General features: G+C 63.4%; 10 protein-coding genes, 1 tRNA gene and 1 pseudogene. 9 read left to right on the top strand and 3 right to left on the bottom strand.

Going from position 1 to position 14,207, the window contains the following annotated elements; all coding sequences use genetic code 11:
• Positions 1 to 3 precede the first annotated feature (3 nt).
• A complete protein-coding gene (locus OP497_RS16025; protein WP_280550199.1) occupies positions 4 to 1,809 on the top strand; it encodes an ABC transporter ATP-binding protein in 1,806 nt (601 codons plus the stop codon).
• 114 nt (positions 1,810 to 1,923) lie between these two features.
• The gene (locus OP497_RS16020) at positions 1,924 to 4,128 is read left to right on the top strand and encodes a TonB-dependent siderophore receptor (protein WP_280550196.1); all 2,205 of its coding nucleotides are present in this window, start codon (positions 1,924 to 1,926) and stop codon (positions 4,126 to 4,128) included.
• A 67-nt stretch (positions 4,129 to 4,195) separates the two neighbouring features.
• Here the strand turns inward: OP497_RS16020 and fhuF are convergent, their stop codons facing one another.
• Positions 4,196 to 4,936 (bottom strand): siderophore-iron reductase FhuF, encoded by a 741-nt coding sequence (gene fhuF, locus OP497_RS16015; protein ID WP_280550194.1) that lies wholly within the window; start codon positions 4,934 to 4,936, stop codon positions 4,196 to 4,198.
• Positions 4,937 to 5,081: 145 nt separating this feature from the next.
• Between fhuF and OP497_RS16010 the strand changes: the two genes are divergently transcribed.
• Positions 5,082 to 6,125 (top strand): hypothetical protein, encoded by a 1,044-nt coding sequence (locus OP497_RS16010; RefSeq protein ID WP_280550192.1) that lies wholly within the window; start codon positions 5,082 to 5,084, stop codon positions 6,123 to 6,125.
• Positions 6,126 to 6,137: 12 nt separating this feature from the next.
• On the opposite strand, the gene OP497_RS16005 is transcribed toward OP497_RS16010, so the two are convergent.
• A complete protein-coding gene (locus OP497_RS16005; protein ID WP_280550190.1) occupies positions 6,138 to 6,740 on the bottom strand; it encodes a hypothetical protein in 603 nt (200 codons plus the stop codon).
• 312 nt (positions 6,741 to 7,052) lie between these two features.
• On the opposite strand from OP497_RS16005, the gene OP497_RS16000 reads away from it, so the two are divergent.
• The 3 genes from OP497_RS16000 to OP497_RS15990 all read left to right on the top strand — a co-directional run bounded on the left by OP497_RS16000 (position 7,053) and on the right by OP497_RS15990 (position 8,996).
• Positions 7,053 to 7,129, top strand: a tRNA-Ile gene (locus OP497_RS16000).
• A 185-nt stretch (positions 7,130 to 7,314) separates the two neighbouring features.
• Positions 7,315 to 7,983, top strand: coding sequence for a hypothetical protein (locus OP497_RS15995; RefSeq protein WP_280550188.1), 669 nt, complete (start codon positions 7,315 to 7,317; stop codon positions 7,981 to 7,983).
• Between the two features lie 494 nt (positions 7,984 to 8,477).
• Positions 8,478 to 8,996, top strand: coding sequence for a hypothetical protein (locus OP497_RS15990; RefSeq protein ID WP_280550186.1), 519 nt, complete (start codon positions 8,478 to 8,480; stop codon positions 8,994 to 8,996).
• Positions 8,997 to 9,325: 329 nt separating this feature from the next.
• Here the strand turns inward: OP497_RS15990 and OP497_RS15985 are convergent, their stop codons facing one another.
• A complete protein-coding gene (locus tag OP497_RS15985; protein WP_280550184.1) occupies positions 9,326 to 10,237 on the bottom strand; it encodes a type IV toxin-antitoxin system AbiEi family antitoxin domain-containing protein in 912 nt (303 codons plus the stop codon).
• 263 nt (positions 10,238 to 10,500) lie between these two features.
• On the opposite strand from OP497_RS15985, the gene OP497_RS15980 reads away from it, so the two are divergent.
• From OP497_RS15980 to OP497_RS15970, 3 genes and pseudogenes are all read left to right on the top strand, one after another.
• Positions 10,501 to 12,480, top strand: coding sequence for a class I SAM-dependent DNA methyltransferase (locus OP497_RS15980; RefSeq protein ID WP_280550182.1), 1,980 nt, complete (start codon positions 10,501 to 10,503; stop codon positions 12,478 to 12,480).
• A 181-nt stretch (positions 12,481 to 12,661) separates the two neighbouring features.
• A complete protein-coding gene (locus OP497_RS15975; protein ID WP_280550180.1) occupies positions 12,662 to 13,924 on the top strand; it encodes a restriction endonuclease subunit S in 1,263 nt (420 codons plus the stop codon).
• Between the two features lie 86 nt (positions 13,925 to 14,010).
• Positions 14,011 to 14,207, top strand: a pseudogene (locus OP497_RS15970) (IS4 family transposase); the annotation flags it as partial.

Genomic DNA, 14,207 nt, shown 5'->3' with positions numbered 1-14,207 from the left:
CCCATGCCTGACGCCACCACTTCCAGCTTCCGGGCCCTGGCGCGCCTGCTGCGCTATGCCCGCGGCTATCGCCGCCGGATCATCGCCGCCAGTGCCTGCTCGGTCATCAACAAGCTGTTCGACATCGCCCCGGAGATCCTCATCGGCGTGGCCATCGACGTGGTGGTCAACCAGGAGCAGAGCTTCGTGGCGGGGCTCGGCTTCGAGTCCGCCCGCGAGCAGATCCTGATCCTCGGCGCGCTGACCTTCTTCATCTGGGCCGGGGAGTCGCTGTTCGAGTACCTCTTCCAGGTACTGTGGCGCAACCTCGCCCAGCGGCTGCAGGCCGACCTGCGCCAGGACGCCTACGAGCATGCCCAGCGGCTCGACATGGACTTCTTCGAGTCGAGGAGCTCCGGCCAGCTGGTGGCGACCATGAACGACGACGTCAACCAGCTCGAGCGCTTCCTGGACGGCGGTGCTAACGCCATGATCCAGGTCGGCGTCACCGTGGTGGCGGTGGGGGCGGTGTTCTTCGTGCTCTCGCCGTTGATTGCGCTGCTCGCTTTCACGCCGATCCCGCTGATCGTGTGGGGCGCCTTCTACTTCCAGCGCAAGGCCGGGCCGCTCTACGCCGAGGTGCGCGAGCGGGTCGGCGACCTCTCAAGCCGGCTCTCCAACAACCTGGCCGGCATCGCCACCATCAAGAGCTTCACCGCCGAGGCCCGCGAGGCCGAGCGGCTGCGCCAGGCCAGCGAGGCCTATGTGGAGGCCAATCGCCGGGCCATCCGCATCAGCTCGGCCTTCATCCCGGTGATCCGCATGGCGATCCTGGCCGGCTTCCTGGCCACCTTCACCGTGGGCGGGATGATGGCGCTGAAGGGCGAGCTCAACGTCGGCGCCTATGGCGTGCTGGTGTTCCTCACCCAGCGGCTGCTGTGGCCGCTGACCGGCCTGGCCCAGGTGATCGACCTCTTCGAGCGCGCCATGGCCAGCACGCGGCGCATCCTCGACCTGCTGGCCACGCCGATCCGCGTGCGCGACGACGGCGGGCGGGCGCTGGCCGAGCCGGTGCGCGGGGAGGTCCGCTTCGAGGAGGTGGCCTTCCGCTACGGCGACGCCGGGGCCGGGGTCCAGGGCATCGACCTGGCCGTGCCGGCGGGCCATACCCTGGCGCTGGTCGGCGCCACCGGCTCGGGCAAGTCGACCCTGATCAAGCTGCTGCTGCGCTTCCACGACCCCCAGGCGGGCGAGATCCGCATCGACGGCCAGCCGGTCCGCGAGCTCGAGCTGGCCTCGCTGCGCCGGGCCATCGGCCTGGTCAGCCAGGACGTCTACCTGTTCGAGGGCCCGGTGCGCGACAACATCGCCTACGGCAAGCCGGATGCTCCGGAGGCCGACATCATCGCCGCGGCACAGACCGCCGAGGCGTGGGAGTTCATCCAGGCGCTGCCCCAGGGGCTCGACACCCCGGTGGGGGAGCGCGGCGTGCGCCTCTCCGGCGGCCAGCGCCAGCGCCTCTCGCTGGCCCGGGCGCTGCTCAAGGACCCGCCGATCCTGGTGCTGGACGAGGCCACCAGCGCCGTGGACAACGAGACCGAGGCGGCCATCCAGCGCTCGCTCAAGCGCATTGCCCACCAGCGCACCGTGATCATGATCGCCCACCGGCTCTCGACCATCGTCCATGCCGACCAGATCGCCGTGGTCCACGGCGGTCGGGTGGTCGAGCGCGGCACCCATGGCGAGCTGCTGGCGGGCAACGGGCGCTATGCCGCCCAGTGGCGGGTGCAGACCGGCGAGATCGAGGCGGCGGACGCTCCCCTGGCGTGACGGCATCGGGGCCGGGGATGGCCCCGTGGCATGAGCGGGATGAATCATCGTTGTTAAACGTGATGCGAATCATTATCATAATTATTCGATCCCATGACACGAGGCTCATCCCCCATGCCATTCCCTCCCCGCCGCCGTGGCGACATCCCACCGTTGCTCCGCGCCATCCGTGGCTGCCTGGGCCTGACCGCCGCCGGCAGCCTGCTGCTCTCCCCGGTGGCCCTGGCCCAGCAGGGGGCGACCGCCCCGGAGGCGGCCACCGACCTGGAGACCCTCACCGTCGAGGCTGAGGCCCTGTCGGTGATTACCGAGGGCACGGAGCAATACCGGGTGCCGCTCACCAGCACCGCGACCAGGCTCGACCTGACGCCCCGCGAGACGCCCCAGTCCGTCTCGACCGTGACCCGCGCCCAGATCGACGACTTCAACCTCGACACCACCAATGACGTCCTGGAGAGCACCCCCGGGGTCACGGTGGAGCGCCTGGAGACGGACCGCACCTACTACACGGCACGGGGCTTCGAGATATCCAACTTCCAGGTCGACGGCCTGCGCGTGCCGATGCCCTACAACAACGTGCACGGCGACATGGACACCGCGATCTACGACCGGGTGGAGGTGGTGCGCGGCGCCACCGGCCTGATGTCGGGCTCGGGCAACCCGGCGGCGACGGTCAACTTCGTGCGCAAGCGGCCCACCTTCGTGCCCCAGGCCTCGGTCTCGGCGAGCGTCGGCGCCTGGGACCAGCGGCGCCTGGAGGCCGATGTCGCCGGGCCGCTGGACGACGCGGGGCGCGTCCGCGGGCGCCTGGTGGCGGCGGGCATGGAGAGCGACGCCTACCTGGACCGGCTGAGCCGCGAGCGGAGGCTGCTCTACGGCGTGCTGGAGGCCGATGTCACCGACAGCACCCTGGTGACCCTGGGCCACACCTGGCAGCAGAACGACACCGACGGCAACATGTGGGGCTCGCTGCCGCTCTATGATTCCGCCGGCAACCCCACCGACTACGACGTCGAGACCTCCTCGGCGCCCGACTGGTCCTACTGGGACGTGGAGACCCACCGCAGCTTCCTCGAGGTACAGCAGGAACTCGGCGATCGCTGGTCGCTGAAGGGCACGCTCACCCACCTGGACATGCTCTCCGACACCCAGCTGTTCTATATCTACGGCACGCCCAATGCCGCCACCGGTCGCATTTCGGACGACCAGCTGACCCTCAGCCGCTACGACCGCCACCTGGAGCAGTGGGTGGCCGACCTGCATGCCAAGGGCGACGTCGAGGCGTTCGGGCGCAGCCACCAGCTGGTGGTAGGTAGCGACTGGAGCCAGAGCCGCAACCAGCAGCGCTCCCGCTACCCCACGGCGGACTTCGATGCGGGCGGCCAGGGCCTGCCGCCGCTGGACGACTGGAACGGTCGCTACCCCGAACCCGATGCCTGGGTGGCCTTCCCCGGCACCGACGGCGATGCCACGGTCAAGGAGCGCAGCGTCTATGGCGCGGCCAGGCTGGACCTCGCCGAGCGCTGGACCGCGGTCGCGGGTGCCCGGCTGAGCTGGGCCGACGCGGTTGGCGAGCAGTACGGCAGTTCCCAGGAGACCGACGTCGACAACGAGCTGACCCCCTATGCCGGCCTGATCTATGACGTCACCGATTCGGCGTCCCTCTACGCCAGCGTCACCGAGATCTTCAATCCGCAGACCGAGATCGACCGCAACGGCGACTACCTCGATCCCGTCGATGGCGTCAGCCAGGAGGTCGGCCTCAAGGCCGAGCTGTTCGACGGCGGCGCCGATGCCTCGCTGGCGCTGTTCCGCACCGAGCAGGACAACGTGGCCCAGCCGGCGGGCACCCGGCCCGACGGCACCGCCTTCTTCACGGGGGCCGACGGCATCACCAGCGAGGGGGTCGAGGTTACGCTGGCAGGCGAGCTCGCCCCGGGCTGGCAGGCCAGCGTCGGCTATACCTACCTGGAGATCGAGGACGCTGACGGCGAGGCCACCAACACCTACATTCCACGTCACCTGGTGCGTGCCACCACCAGCTATCGTCCGGCTGCCCTGGATGCCCTCAAGGTGGGCGCACGGCTGCGCTGGCAGGACGATATCGAGCGCGACCGCGACTTCGCCGAGGGCAAGACCCGCCAGGAGGCCTACGCCCTGGTCGACCTGATGGCGAGCTACGATTTCAGCGACAGCCTGACCGCCTCGCTGAACCTCAACAACGTCACCGACGAGGCGTACCTGACCAGCCTCAAGTGGGACCAGGCCTTCCACGGCGCGCCGCGCCATGTCATGGCCAACCTGACCTGGCGCTACTGAGCCCGAAGCAAGGCGTACCACCAGGGCCCATCCCGCAACGGGGTGGGCCCTGGCGTTGGTGAGGCGGTCAGGGCGTCTCGGCGGCGCGGACCTCGTGGCGGCAGGCCAGCGGGCAGTTGCCGCACACACCCAGCTCGTCGATCAGGTAACGGAGGCAGCATAGGCGACGCACCCGCCGCGGGGGGGCGTCCTCGCCCTCGACGTAGCGCACCGGGCGATGGAGTGGATTGCGTCGGCCGTCCGGCAGGGTGCGGCTCGCCAGCAGCGCCCGGGCAGGTTCAGCGACGTCCGCTGCGGCCATGGGATGGTCGGCCAGGGCGCCGGCGAAGTGCTCGACGTAGTTGCCGGCGTTGCTCCAGAACACCCTGGGCGAGGCGCCGCTGGCCGTGGCCAGGGCCTCGACCAGCGGCGTCAGGTGGCCGTCGAGCAGGGTGGCGAAGCGCGAATGGGGCGCGAGTTCGGCCAGGTGGCGGCCGACATGGGGCAGCACCAGGCCGGTGGTCTGTCCCTCTGGCGATTGCTGGAGATGGAGCTCGTACAGGTCCAGCGGCAGGTCGCGCTCGAGCAGCAGGTTGGCGGCCAGGGCGTGGGCGACCAGGGGGCTCAGGTGCCACTTCGACCACAGCGAGGCCACCGCCCGGCGGTCGCCGTGGCCATACCGGGCGCCGAAGCGCTCGAGCAGCGCCGCCAGGCGTGCCGGGTCGAGCAGCTCACGGGCCGGCATGCCGTCGGGCGCCACCGGCGCGATCGCCGGCGGGGTGAGGTGCTGCAGGGGGCCGACATAGAGCCGGGCCAGGGAAGAGGGCATGGCGAGACCACCGGATCCGTGGAAAGCGCCATTATACAAACAATAATCATTATCGATAAGGGGCGTCGCGGCGGCTGACCAGCGGTTCCCGGCGCAGGTTTCAGCGTAGTAGGGTGAGGCGTCTATAAATCCAGAGGGTGACGACATGGTGAGTGCCAGGATCCTGCAGCAGGGAACCATCCACTGCTTTCCCGCGGGCCTCAAGGATGCCAAGGGGCGGCTGGTGAACGCCGAGGTCTCGGCGGTGGCCTACGATGGCGAGCGCCTGCTGATGGCCAGCGACAAGCCGATCCCCGGTGAGGCGCGCTCGGCGGTGTTCGCCGTGCCCCTCACCCCCGAGGGCCCCGACGACAGTCGGCTGACCTATTTCACCCAGCCGCTGGTCAAGCAGGCTGAGAAGTACGAGGACTTCGCACTGACCGCCGATGGCCGGCACGTGCTGGCCACCACCGGCTTCGATCGCATCGACGACGAGAGCCACGCCCTCAACGACTACAACCACCTGCTGATCTGGCCGCTGGGCGAGCCGGACCGGGTGCAGGTGGTGGACCCCGATCCGCGCGACGGCGTGGCGGGCTCGCTGGAACTGCGCGACAAGCTGAACGCCGCCATCGGCTTTCCCTACTACAAGATCGAGGGGCTCGCCGCGATCCCCGGCGAGCGGGGCGACGGCCTGCTGCTGTTCGGCGTGCGGGAGCAGGGCCAGACCCATGACGACTTCGCCTACGTGAGCCGGGTGGTGGGGGCCCATTACGAGATCAGCGAGAGCGGCAACCTGGTGTTCCTCGATGCGCTGCGTGAGCACTATGCCTTCGACCCGGGCGAGCATCCGTCGGTCCGCTACGACTGCGGCCTCTCGAGCCTGGAGTACGACCCCTACCACGCTCGGCTCTACCTGCTGAACAGCTTCGAGGTGGAGGAAGCCGGCGAGGAGCGCATCGGCGGCTACCTGTGGGAGATCGGCCTGGAGGATTTCCGGGCCGGCCGGCGCCCGACCCTGGTGACCACCCCGGCGGGCCTGCCGCTGGAGTTCGAGCACAAGGCCGAGGGCCTGGCGGTGCTGGACCATGATCGCCTGTTCGTCGCCTACGACAACGACCGCAACCTGGGCCTGGGCAGCGTTGACGAGCGCGACGAGCGCCACGCCTGCGAGGCGCCCTTCACGATCCTCGAGGTCTCCGCGACCTGACCCGTCCCCGGCTCAGCGCCTCAGCAGCACGGCGTCGAGGTGGACCGGCACCTCGTCGCCGATCTGCTCGTAGCCGAGCAGCAGCAGCACCGAGCGCAGGGTCGGGTTGGCCATCAGCTCGCGGCCATCCAGCGCCACCCGCTCGGCGTTGGTGACCCGTACCCGGCCTGGCGTCTCGCGGGTGAAGCGCACCGCCAGCGGCTCGCGGTGGGTGGTGCCGCCGGACTGCACCGAGAGCTCGAGCACCTCCACCAGCGACTCGCCCACGGCCAGCGCCTCCAGCCGCTGGGGCGGGAAACGCGTGGTCACGGTGGCCAGGGGCTGCTCGGTGAGGCCGGAGAGCCAGGGCGGCAGCGACCCCAAGCGCTCGATCACGTCGCTCTGGGCCAGCCGCAAGGGCAGGCGCAGGGTGCCGTCCGCCTCGGCGGTGCCGGCTAGGCGACGCATCTCGTGCTGATGAGCAATGGGGCCTGTCGGGGCGATCTGCACCACGGTGGCGGCCACCCGCGAGCGCTCCGGGTCCAGCTCCCAGGCGGCCGCCGCCGGCAGGGCCAGCAGCAGGGCGAACAGGGCAGTGCCAAGGGCAGGGAAACGGCAAGGAGGGAAAGGTCGCACCGGTCGATCTCCAGAAGGGCAGGCCACCTGCAGACCACGGCCGGGGGAGGAAGTGCCGCGGCGGAGATTCGGCCTGCCAAGGGCGGCCGGCTATGGTCACCTCCATCGCCATTCGCTATCATACGGCGGCGCCGCTCGGCGCCATCCGCTGCAAGGGCCTATAGCTCAGTTGGTTAGAGCAGGGGACTCATAATAGAATGCGCTAACGGCTGGATGGAGAGAGAAAGCAGAGTAAATACAGCCGCTTACCACATGTAAGCGCTAAAGCCGAAAAGCCAATGTAACAGCTATGTAAGCGGCAAAAACAGTTTCGGGCCTTTAGCTCAGTTGGTTAGAGCACTCGACTCATAATCGATTGGTCGCTGGTTCAAGTCCAGCAAGGCCCACCATACAAAGCCCCACATCACGCGGTCTGGGGCTTTTTCTTTACCTAAAATTCAAGCCGCTGCACCGCGCTTACACGCGCTTACACGGCTGTCATGAGACACAATATCACCGCCTCTTGCATGAATTGCTTTCTTTATGCACAGAAAAGATATATTATGCACTGGTACTCACGATTGAGAGGTGAACCATGGCATTTCGAGCAGACGAAGCAGCACGTATCGGATATGAAGAAGTAGAGGCCTACCTTGTGCCAAGGCCAAGGGATGCGGATGAGTCCGTAAGGGCACGCAGCAAGGAAGCCCTCATGGATATTGTGGATGAGCTTGGACCTGTAGTTGACACCTACCCCACTTGGCACCCGCTGGTCTGCAATCACGACCCTCGCCATCCTGTGATCGCGCCAAGTGATCGCTGTGGCTACAAGGGACTAGACCACACCCGCTTCTTCGCAAACGGCTTTATCACCTGTCCTTACCATGATGGTCAAAAAGTTATCGACTCTGTGAACGCGCTGCCGCTTCATCATGTCGCCAACATTACAGCTGAACGCTTGGATGTGGAGTTCTACAACCCGAGCACGACTCCGATACTCGTTAAATGCGAATGGAACAGGCCTCTCGAAATGGACGGAACTATTCCGCTCGCCATAGCGATGCCGCTGATACTTGAGCAGGAGCTTCCTTGCTGGAGGTCGTCAGAGGTAGCCGAGACATGGGAGTCAATGCGCGACTTGTTCCTTGGCCGCCCACACGGTGCCCGCTCCTCACTGTTCGTCAACCAAGAGACTGGGCAAGCCATCAAGAAAATTTGGAACTCGCTCATCTACACCGGAATGTTCGGCCCGATAAAGGTTTAGCAGCGAGCGCAGGCTGCACGATCACCTGCCACCGCCGCTAGCGTACTGGTGACCTACCGATCGTCGCCTGTGCCAGCGCACAGCGAGCGCAAACGACAGCTCTTAGGGTATAGGGCGGTTAATGTGGGGCGACTAGAGCCCAGCCGCTTGCCCTACCAGCGACTCAACATCTTTAACCAGCTCAGAAGCGGATATTTCCAAGGCTTGGGAAAGCGAAAATATGGTAGTTATAGTCGGCTGCCGGATACCCCGTTCGATTCTAGATACGAACGTCCTGTCTACTCCCGCTCTGTAGGCCAGTTCCTCTTGAGATACGCTCAACGCCATCCGGCGGGCCTTTAAGGCCTGTCCGAAAATAAGACTGTAATTGGGCGTATCTGCATTTTCCATGCAGGAAATTCTGATTTATTGTAGCCTATAGTCCACGGCCTATAGGCACGTCCATGTAATTCAAAACAACTATCGATGCAGGCTTAGGACTCAGGGGAAGGGGTATGGCGGTAAAAAACTGCAAAGAGTGCGGCAAGCAAGTCAGCACCAAGGCTAAGAAATGCCCGCATTGTGGGGCAAAGGCACCGAAGCGGACATCGCTTCTGGTATGGGTGCTGGTTGGCGTCATTGGGTATGTTTTCTATATGGTTGGCCAAGGCAACCTGGATACATCACCGTCAAAAGCAGAGCCGCCTCTGTCATCAGAGCAACAGGCCGAGATTGAGAGGGAGGCAGAACGTCGCGCTCAAGCGAGCTATGAACGTGATCTCGTATATGATGCGAAGAAGACTGTGGCCGCTTCCCTGAAAGACCCTGACTCCGCACAGTTTAGGGATGTATTTTTCAACGAGACGGAGAAAGGCGGTGCCGTTGTCTGCGGGCAGGTCAACTCAAAAAACAGCCTTGGAGCATATACCGGCTTTCAGCGGTTCATCTCAAACGGCCAGACTACGTTTATTGAAGAAAAAGACAGCAATATTGGGGAAACGTGGGCGCAGGTTTGCCTGCCAGATAACGCATAATCCTTCCAGGCTAGTACATGTGTACTGGTACTTAGCGGGCTACGCCCCTCCCGCAGACGGAGATATGTCTACCCGGTGGCGACAAGAACGAGATGACTCAAGTCTCCCTTGTCGTACTGTGGCGGGCAGTCCTTCTTGATGTTAGCTTTCAGTTCCGCTTGCATGCTGGCGGCAATGGCTCCCCACTCGTCAACGGGCATCAACTCCGGGAACAAGGCCACGACCTTTCTTTGACCACGTGCCTGTTCCAAGACCTCCAGTCGCTTCAGTGTACTTGCCGGGATTCGTGCTCGCATCGCTGTTAATGGCCAAGTAAACTGACCCAGTATCTACCAACGCTTTTGACCCACCCCCGAGGTGGCAGTGGCAATGCGATCCATCGCTTCGTTGATTTCGGCAAGACTGTCGGCACGGTATTTGACCGGCAGATAGGTCAGGTCGATATCGACAGACAGGCGTGGCAGGTCGCGGTAGAACAGGTTGATGGCCGTGCCGCCTTTGACCAGATCGCGGTCGCCGCTTCCGAGGTTGAATTCCTGCGGGTCCAGCCGTTTTCGCCAAGGGTGGTTGTGGCGGTCGGCAAAGACGAAGAACAGCCGCCTGGCCTTGATCTTCCTGCAACTATGCAGCAATGCCGACAGGGTGCGCGGTCGCAGGGTCGTCAGGCTTTCGAACACCATATCGAGATTGTGGAAGCTCTCATGGCCGGGCAGTTCGTCCATGACTTCCAGGATCGCCCGTTCAGGTGATGACATCCTCAGTTGCCAGTTCCAGGGCAGGGTGCTCTCGGTCTTGGCGTTATCCTTGGTTAGGCCGAGCGCCGGGTCGGAGAAGAGGGCTGAGGTGCGCGTGACCAGCGGTGCGTTCAGTGGTAACCGGCGCATCCAGCTCGGCATGTCTTCGCCATAGACCCAAACCGGAGCATTGTTGCCCAAGCGTAGATAATGACCATAGCCTTGCAGCGTGAGCGCTGACATGCCGCCGATGTGGACTTGGTACTCCATGATGTGCTGTACCGAGAGCAGGCAGGTCTTCCAATCGACGGTGGCGGACTTTCCCGTACCTGGCGATGGGCGCAGGAAAACGCCGCGCGTCACCCGCTCCAGCCAGCCGCGATCCACGTATTTGCGCGCGAGGAAGCGGCTGACCTCATGGCGTTCCAGCCAGCCAGAATCGACCATGAAGCCGGGAGGGACGGCTTCGAGAGTGTTCTTTAGCTTTTCTTTTTTATGTGTACTCATAGGGCACATATTACCATAATATCAAAGATATTAATGCAAAATTCTTTATCTAACGTTGTTATGGTGTACTATAGGTACACTATTTTATTATAAGTTAAAGGGCCAAGGAGCCCGCCAGCCCCTCCCCAGGCTTCCAGGTGTCGGGTTCGGGCTTCCTCAGGTGGAGTAGTGCGCCGCTGCCTTGGCAGCTTCGTGGCCACCCCCTCGCTGTGTATGATGGACGGCACTCATCACCATCAGCACCAAGAACACGGGGAAGCATCGTGAACACGGAGAGTCACTCTCAGCTGGCGGCCTTCATCTGGTCCGTGGCGGACCTGCTGCGCGGCAACTTCAGGCAGTCCCAGTACGGTCGTATCATCCTGCCCCTCACCCTGCTGCGGCGCCTGGAGTGCGTGCTGGAGCCCACCAAGGCCGAGGTGCTGGCCGCGGCCCAGGCCCACCAGGCCAAGCCCGAGGCGGTGCGCGAGAAGCTGCTGCTGCGCGCGGCCAAGCAACCCTTCTTCAACGCCTCACCGCTGACCCTGGGTAGCCTCTCCGACACCCAGACTGCCGACGACCTGATGAGCTACGTGCAGTCGTTCAGCCAGGACGCCCGGGAGATCTTCGAGCACTTCGAGTTCGAAAGCTTCGTCCAGCAGCTCAATGCCGGCAACCTGCTCTACCAGGTGGTGCAGCGCTTCGCCGCCATCGACCTGAGCCCGGCGCGGGTCAGCAACTACGGCATGGGGGCGATCTTCGAGGAACTGATCCGCAAGTTCGCCGAGAGCTCCAATGACACGGCGGGGGAGCACTTCACCCCGCGCGACATTGTCCACCTGACCACCTCCCTGGTGCTTACCGGCCAGGACGACAAGCTCGCCAGTGGCGGCATCGTCACCGTCTACGACCCCACCGCGGGCACCGGCGGCTTCCTCTCCGAGAGCGACGACTACCTGCAGCACATCAGCGGCGGCATGAGCGTCTCGCTGCACGGCCAGGAGCTCAACCCCGAGTCCTACGCCATCTGCAAGGCCGACATGCTGATCAAGGGCCAGGGCGTGGACCAGGTGAAGCTCGGCAACACCCTCTCCGACGACCAGCTCCCCGCCGAGCACTTCGACTTCATGCTCTCCAATCCGCCCTTCGGGGTGGAGTGGAAGAAGGTGCAGAAGGCGATCACCGACGAGCACAACCACAAAGGGTATGAGGGCCGCTTCGGGCCCGGCCTGCCGCGGGTTTCCGACGGCTCGCTGCTGTTCCTGATGCACTTGGTGAGCAAGATGCGCCCCCGCCAGGAGGGCGGCTCGCGCATCGGCATCATCCTCAACGGCTCGCCGCTGTTCACCGGTGGCGCCGGCAGCGGGGAGTCCGAGATCCGTCGCTACCTGCTGCAGCACGACCTGGTAGAGGCCATCGTCGGCCTGCCCACGGACCTCTTCTACAACACCGGCATCGCCACCTACGTGTGGATCCTCTCCAACCACAAGCCCGCCGAGCGCCGCGGCCAGGTGCAGCTGATCGACGCCACCGGCCGGGCCAGCAAGATGCGCAAGTCGCTGGGCAGCAAGCGTCAGTTCGTCGCCGACCGCGACATCGAGGAGATCGTGCGCCTCTACGGCGCCTTTCAGGAGAGCGAGGAGAGCAAGCGCTTCCCGGTGGAGGCCTTCGGCTACCGGCGCATCACCGTGGAGCGCCCGCTGCGCCTCAACTTCCAGGCGAGCCCCGAGCGCCTGGCCCGGCTGGATGACGAGAAGCCGCTCCAGAAGCTCGCGGAGGGCGAGCGCGAGGCGATCAAGGCCGCCTGTGCCACCCTGGACCCGGAGAAGCAGTTCACCAACCGCGACGCCTTCACCAGGGCGCTGAAGGCCGCGCTCAAGGCGGCAGGCGTGAAGGTCGGCGCCCCGGTGCAGAAGGCCATTCTCAACGCCCTCTCCGAACGCGACCCGGAGGCGGACATCTGCCTCGACAAGAACGGCAACCCGGAGTCCGATACCGGCCTGCGCGATAACGAGAACGTGCCGCTGGACGAGTCGGTGTTCGACTACTTCGAGCGCGAGGTAAAGCCCCACGTCCCCGACGCCTGGATCGACGAGGAGAAACGCGACCCGCTGGATGGTCGCATCGGCATCGTCGGCTTCGAGATTCCCTTCAACCGGCACTTCTACCAGTTCTCCCCGCCACGCCCGCTGGAGGAGATCGACGCCGACCTCAAGGCCTGCACCGACCGGATCAAGCAGATGATCGAGGAGCTGTCGGCATGAGGAGCTATAGCCATGTAGGGCGGGTGTTGACGGTCAGGCTACTTCACTCCAGCATGGTGGGCGACACACCCGCCATGCCTCTCCATGAAGCACACTCTGGCGGGTTTTTTGTGTCCGGTGGTTGGCTTGTCGAATCCTCCCATCGAGAGTTGATGGCAAATGCAAGGGAAGGAGTGAAGGCATGAGCTTCCCGAAATACCCCGAGCACAAGGACTCCGGCGTCGAGTGGCTGGGGGAGGTGCCGGCGCATTGGGAAAAGCTAAAGCTCAGCCGAATATCACGTGAGAAATGTGATGGCCCATTCGGATCAGCCATAAAGTCAGAGCATTATCGTGATAGCGGTGTGCGTGTCATCCGGCTGCAGAACATTAAGAAAAACTCCTTCAATGGTCGGGACGCAGCCTATATCGATGCTGACTATTACTACCGCGAAATATCTAGGAGCGATGTGGTTGGTGGTGATCTCCTTGTTGCTGGTCTGGGTGATGACAACAACGTAGTAGGGCGTGCATGTGTTGCTCCATGCGGTGTTGCCCCAGCAATGGTTAAAGCCGACTGTTTTAGGTTCAGGCTGGATAATACGCGAGTACTCCCTGATTTTTTGGCTTACCAACTGTCAGCCGGCGCTGAGGCTGATGCAGGCCTGCTTTCAACAGGATCAACTCGGTCTCGAATCCCATTGTCTGCGATGGGGACAAGAGTTGTAGCTCTACCACCACATGATGAACAGGTGGGAGTATCTGCCTTTCTGGATCACGAAACCGCCCGCATCGACGCCTTGGTGGAGCAGCAGCAGCGCCTGATCGAGCTACTCAAGGAGAAGCGTCAGGCGGTGATTTCCCATGCCGTCACCAAGGGGATGGACCCCAATGTCCCGATGAAGGACTCCGGAGTGGAGTGGCTGGGAGAAGTGCCAGCGCACTGGGAGGTCTTCCGACTAAAGCAGATAGTTACAGTGCAAGGTGGTGCTACACCCGCGAAGGAACGGTTAGATTTCTGGAATGGGAAGATCCCTTGGGTATCCCCAAAAGACATGAAAAAAGAAAGAGTCAGTGACTCCTCTGATCACATAACCGAGAAGGCCCTGTCTGAAACGGGGTTGTCGATGATAAATTCGGGGGCAGTGCTTATCGTTGTGAGGGGTATGATCCTGGCTCATTCAGTCCCGGTAGCAATTGCTGAAGCTCCTCTGACAATAAATCAAGATATGAAGGCGGTTACACCCAGTGAGAAAATGTCCTCAGAGTACATGTTGTTGCTACTCTCAGGGATAAAGGGTGCGATATTTAATTACATAGATTCATCTGCGCATGGCACCAAAAAGCTTGAGTGGGAGCGGTTCGAAAATATCATGCTTCCGCTGCCAAAATTGACAGAGCAGAGGTCAATATGCCGCAAAATTCATGAGCAGGTGGAGCCTGAGGGATCCCCACGAAATATATAAGAAAATCAGAATGATATGATTGAAAAGGCCTGCATGGGTCGGCATGTTGTTAATCGCCAAACAAACAATATGCCTAAGGAGGACCCATGCAGGCCCCTCGATTCTTGCATACTCTGCTGACCTCATCACTCCCCTCGATCCATGCCAAACGCCTGCAGGCACTGCTCGACATGGTCGGTGCTCTGCTGGGCGAGCGCCGCCTGGGCTTGACCGCCCTGGGCCGTGCCTTGCCGGGGCCGGCGGATACCAAGCACACCATCAAGCGAGTCGATCGGTTGTTGGG

The sequence above is a fragment of the Halomonas sp. 11-S5 genome (genome assembly GCF_029889825.1).
GTDB lineage: Bacteria > Pseudomonadota > Gammaproteobacteria > Pseudomonadales > Halomonadaceae > Halomonas.
Note: the sequence above shows the minus strand (reverse complement) of the source record. Positions and strands in the feature narration are given on the sequence as shown.

Bases quoted from the DNA above. Each gene is read 5' to 3' on its own strand.
- OP497_RS16025 (WP_280550199.1), top strand. From the start codon at position 4: ATGCCTGACGCCACCACTTCCAGCTTCCGGGCCCTGGCGCGCCTGCTG.
- OP497_RS16020 (WP_280550196.1), top strand. From the start codon at position 1,924: ATGCCATTCCCTCCCCGCCGCCGTGGCGACATCCCACCGTTGCTCCGC.
- fhuF (WP_280550194.1), bottom strand. From the start codon at position 4,936: ATGCCCTCTTCCCTGGCCCGGCTCTATGTCGGCCCCCTGCAGCACCTC.
- OP497_RS16010 (WP_280550192.1), top strand. From the start codon at position 5,082: ATGGTGAGTGCCAGGATCCTGCAGCAGGGAACCATCCACTGCTTTCCC.
- OP497_RS15995 (WP_280550188.1), top strand. From the start codon at position 7,315: ATGGCATTTCGAGCAGACGAAGCAGCACGTATCGGATATGAAGAAGTA.
- OP497_RS15990 (WP_280550186.1), top strand. From the start codon at position 8,478: ATGGCGGTAAAAAACTGCAAAGAGTGCGGCAAGCAAGTCAGCACCAAG.
- OP497_RS15985 (WP_280550184.1), bottom strand. From the start codon at position 10,237: ATGAGTACACATAAAAAAGAAAAGCTAAAGAACACTCTCGAAGCCGTC.
- OP497_RS15975 (WP_280550180.1), top strand. From the start codon at position 12,662: ATGAGCTTCCCGAAATACCCCGAGCACAAGGACTCCGGCGTCGAGTGG.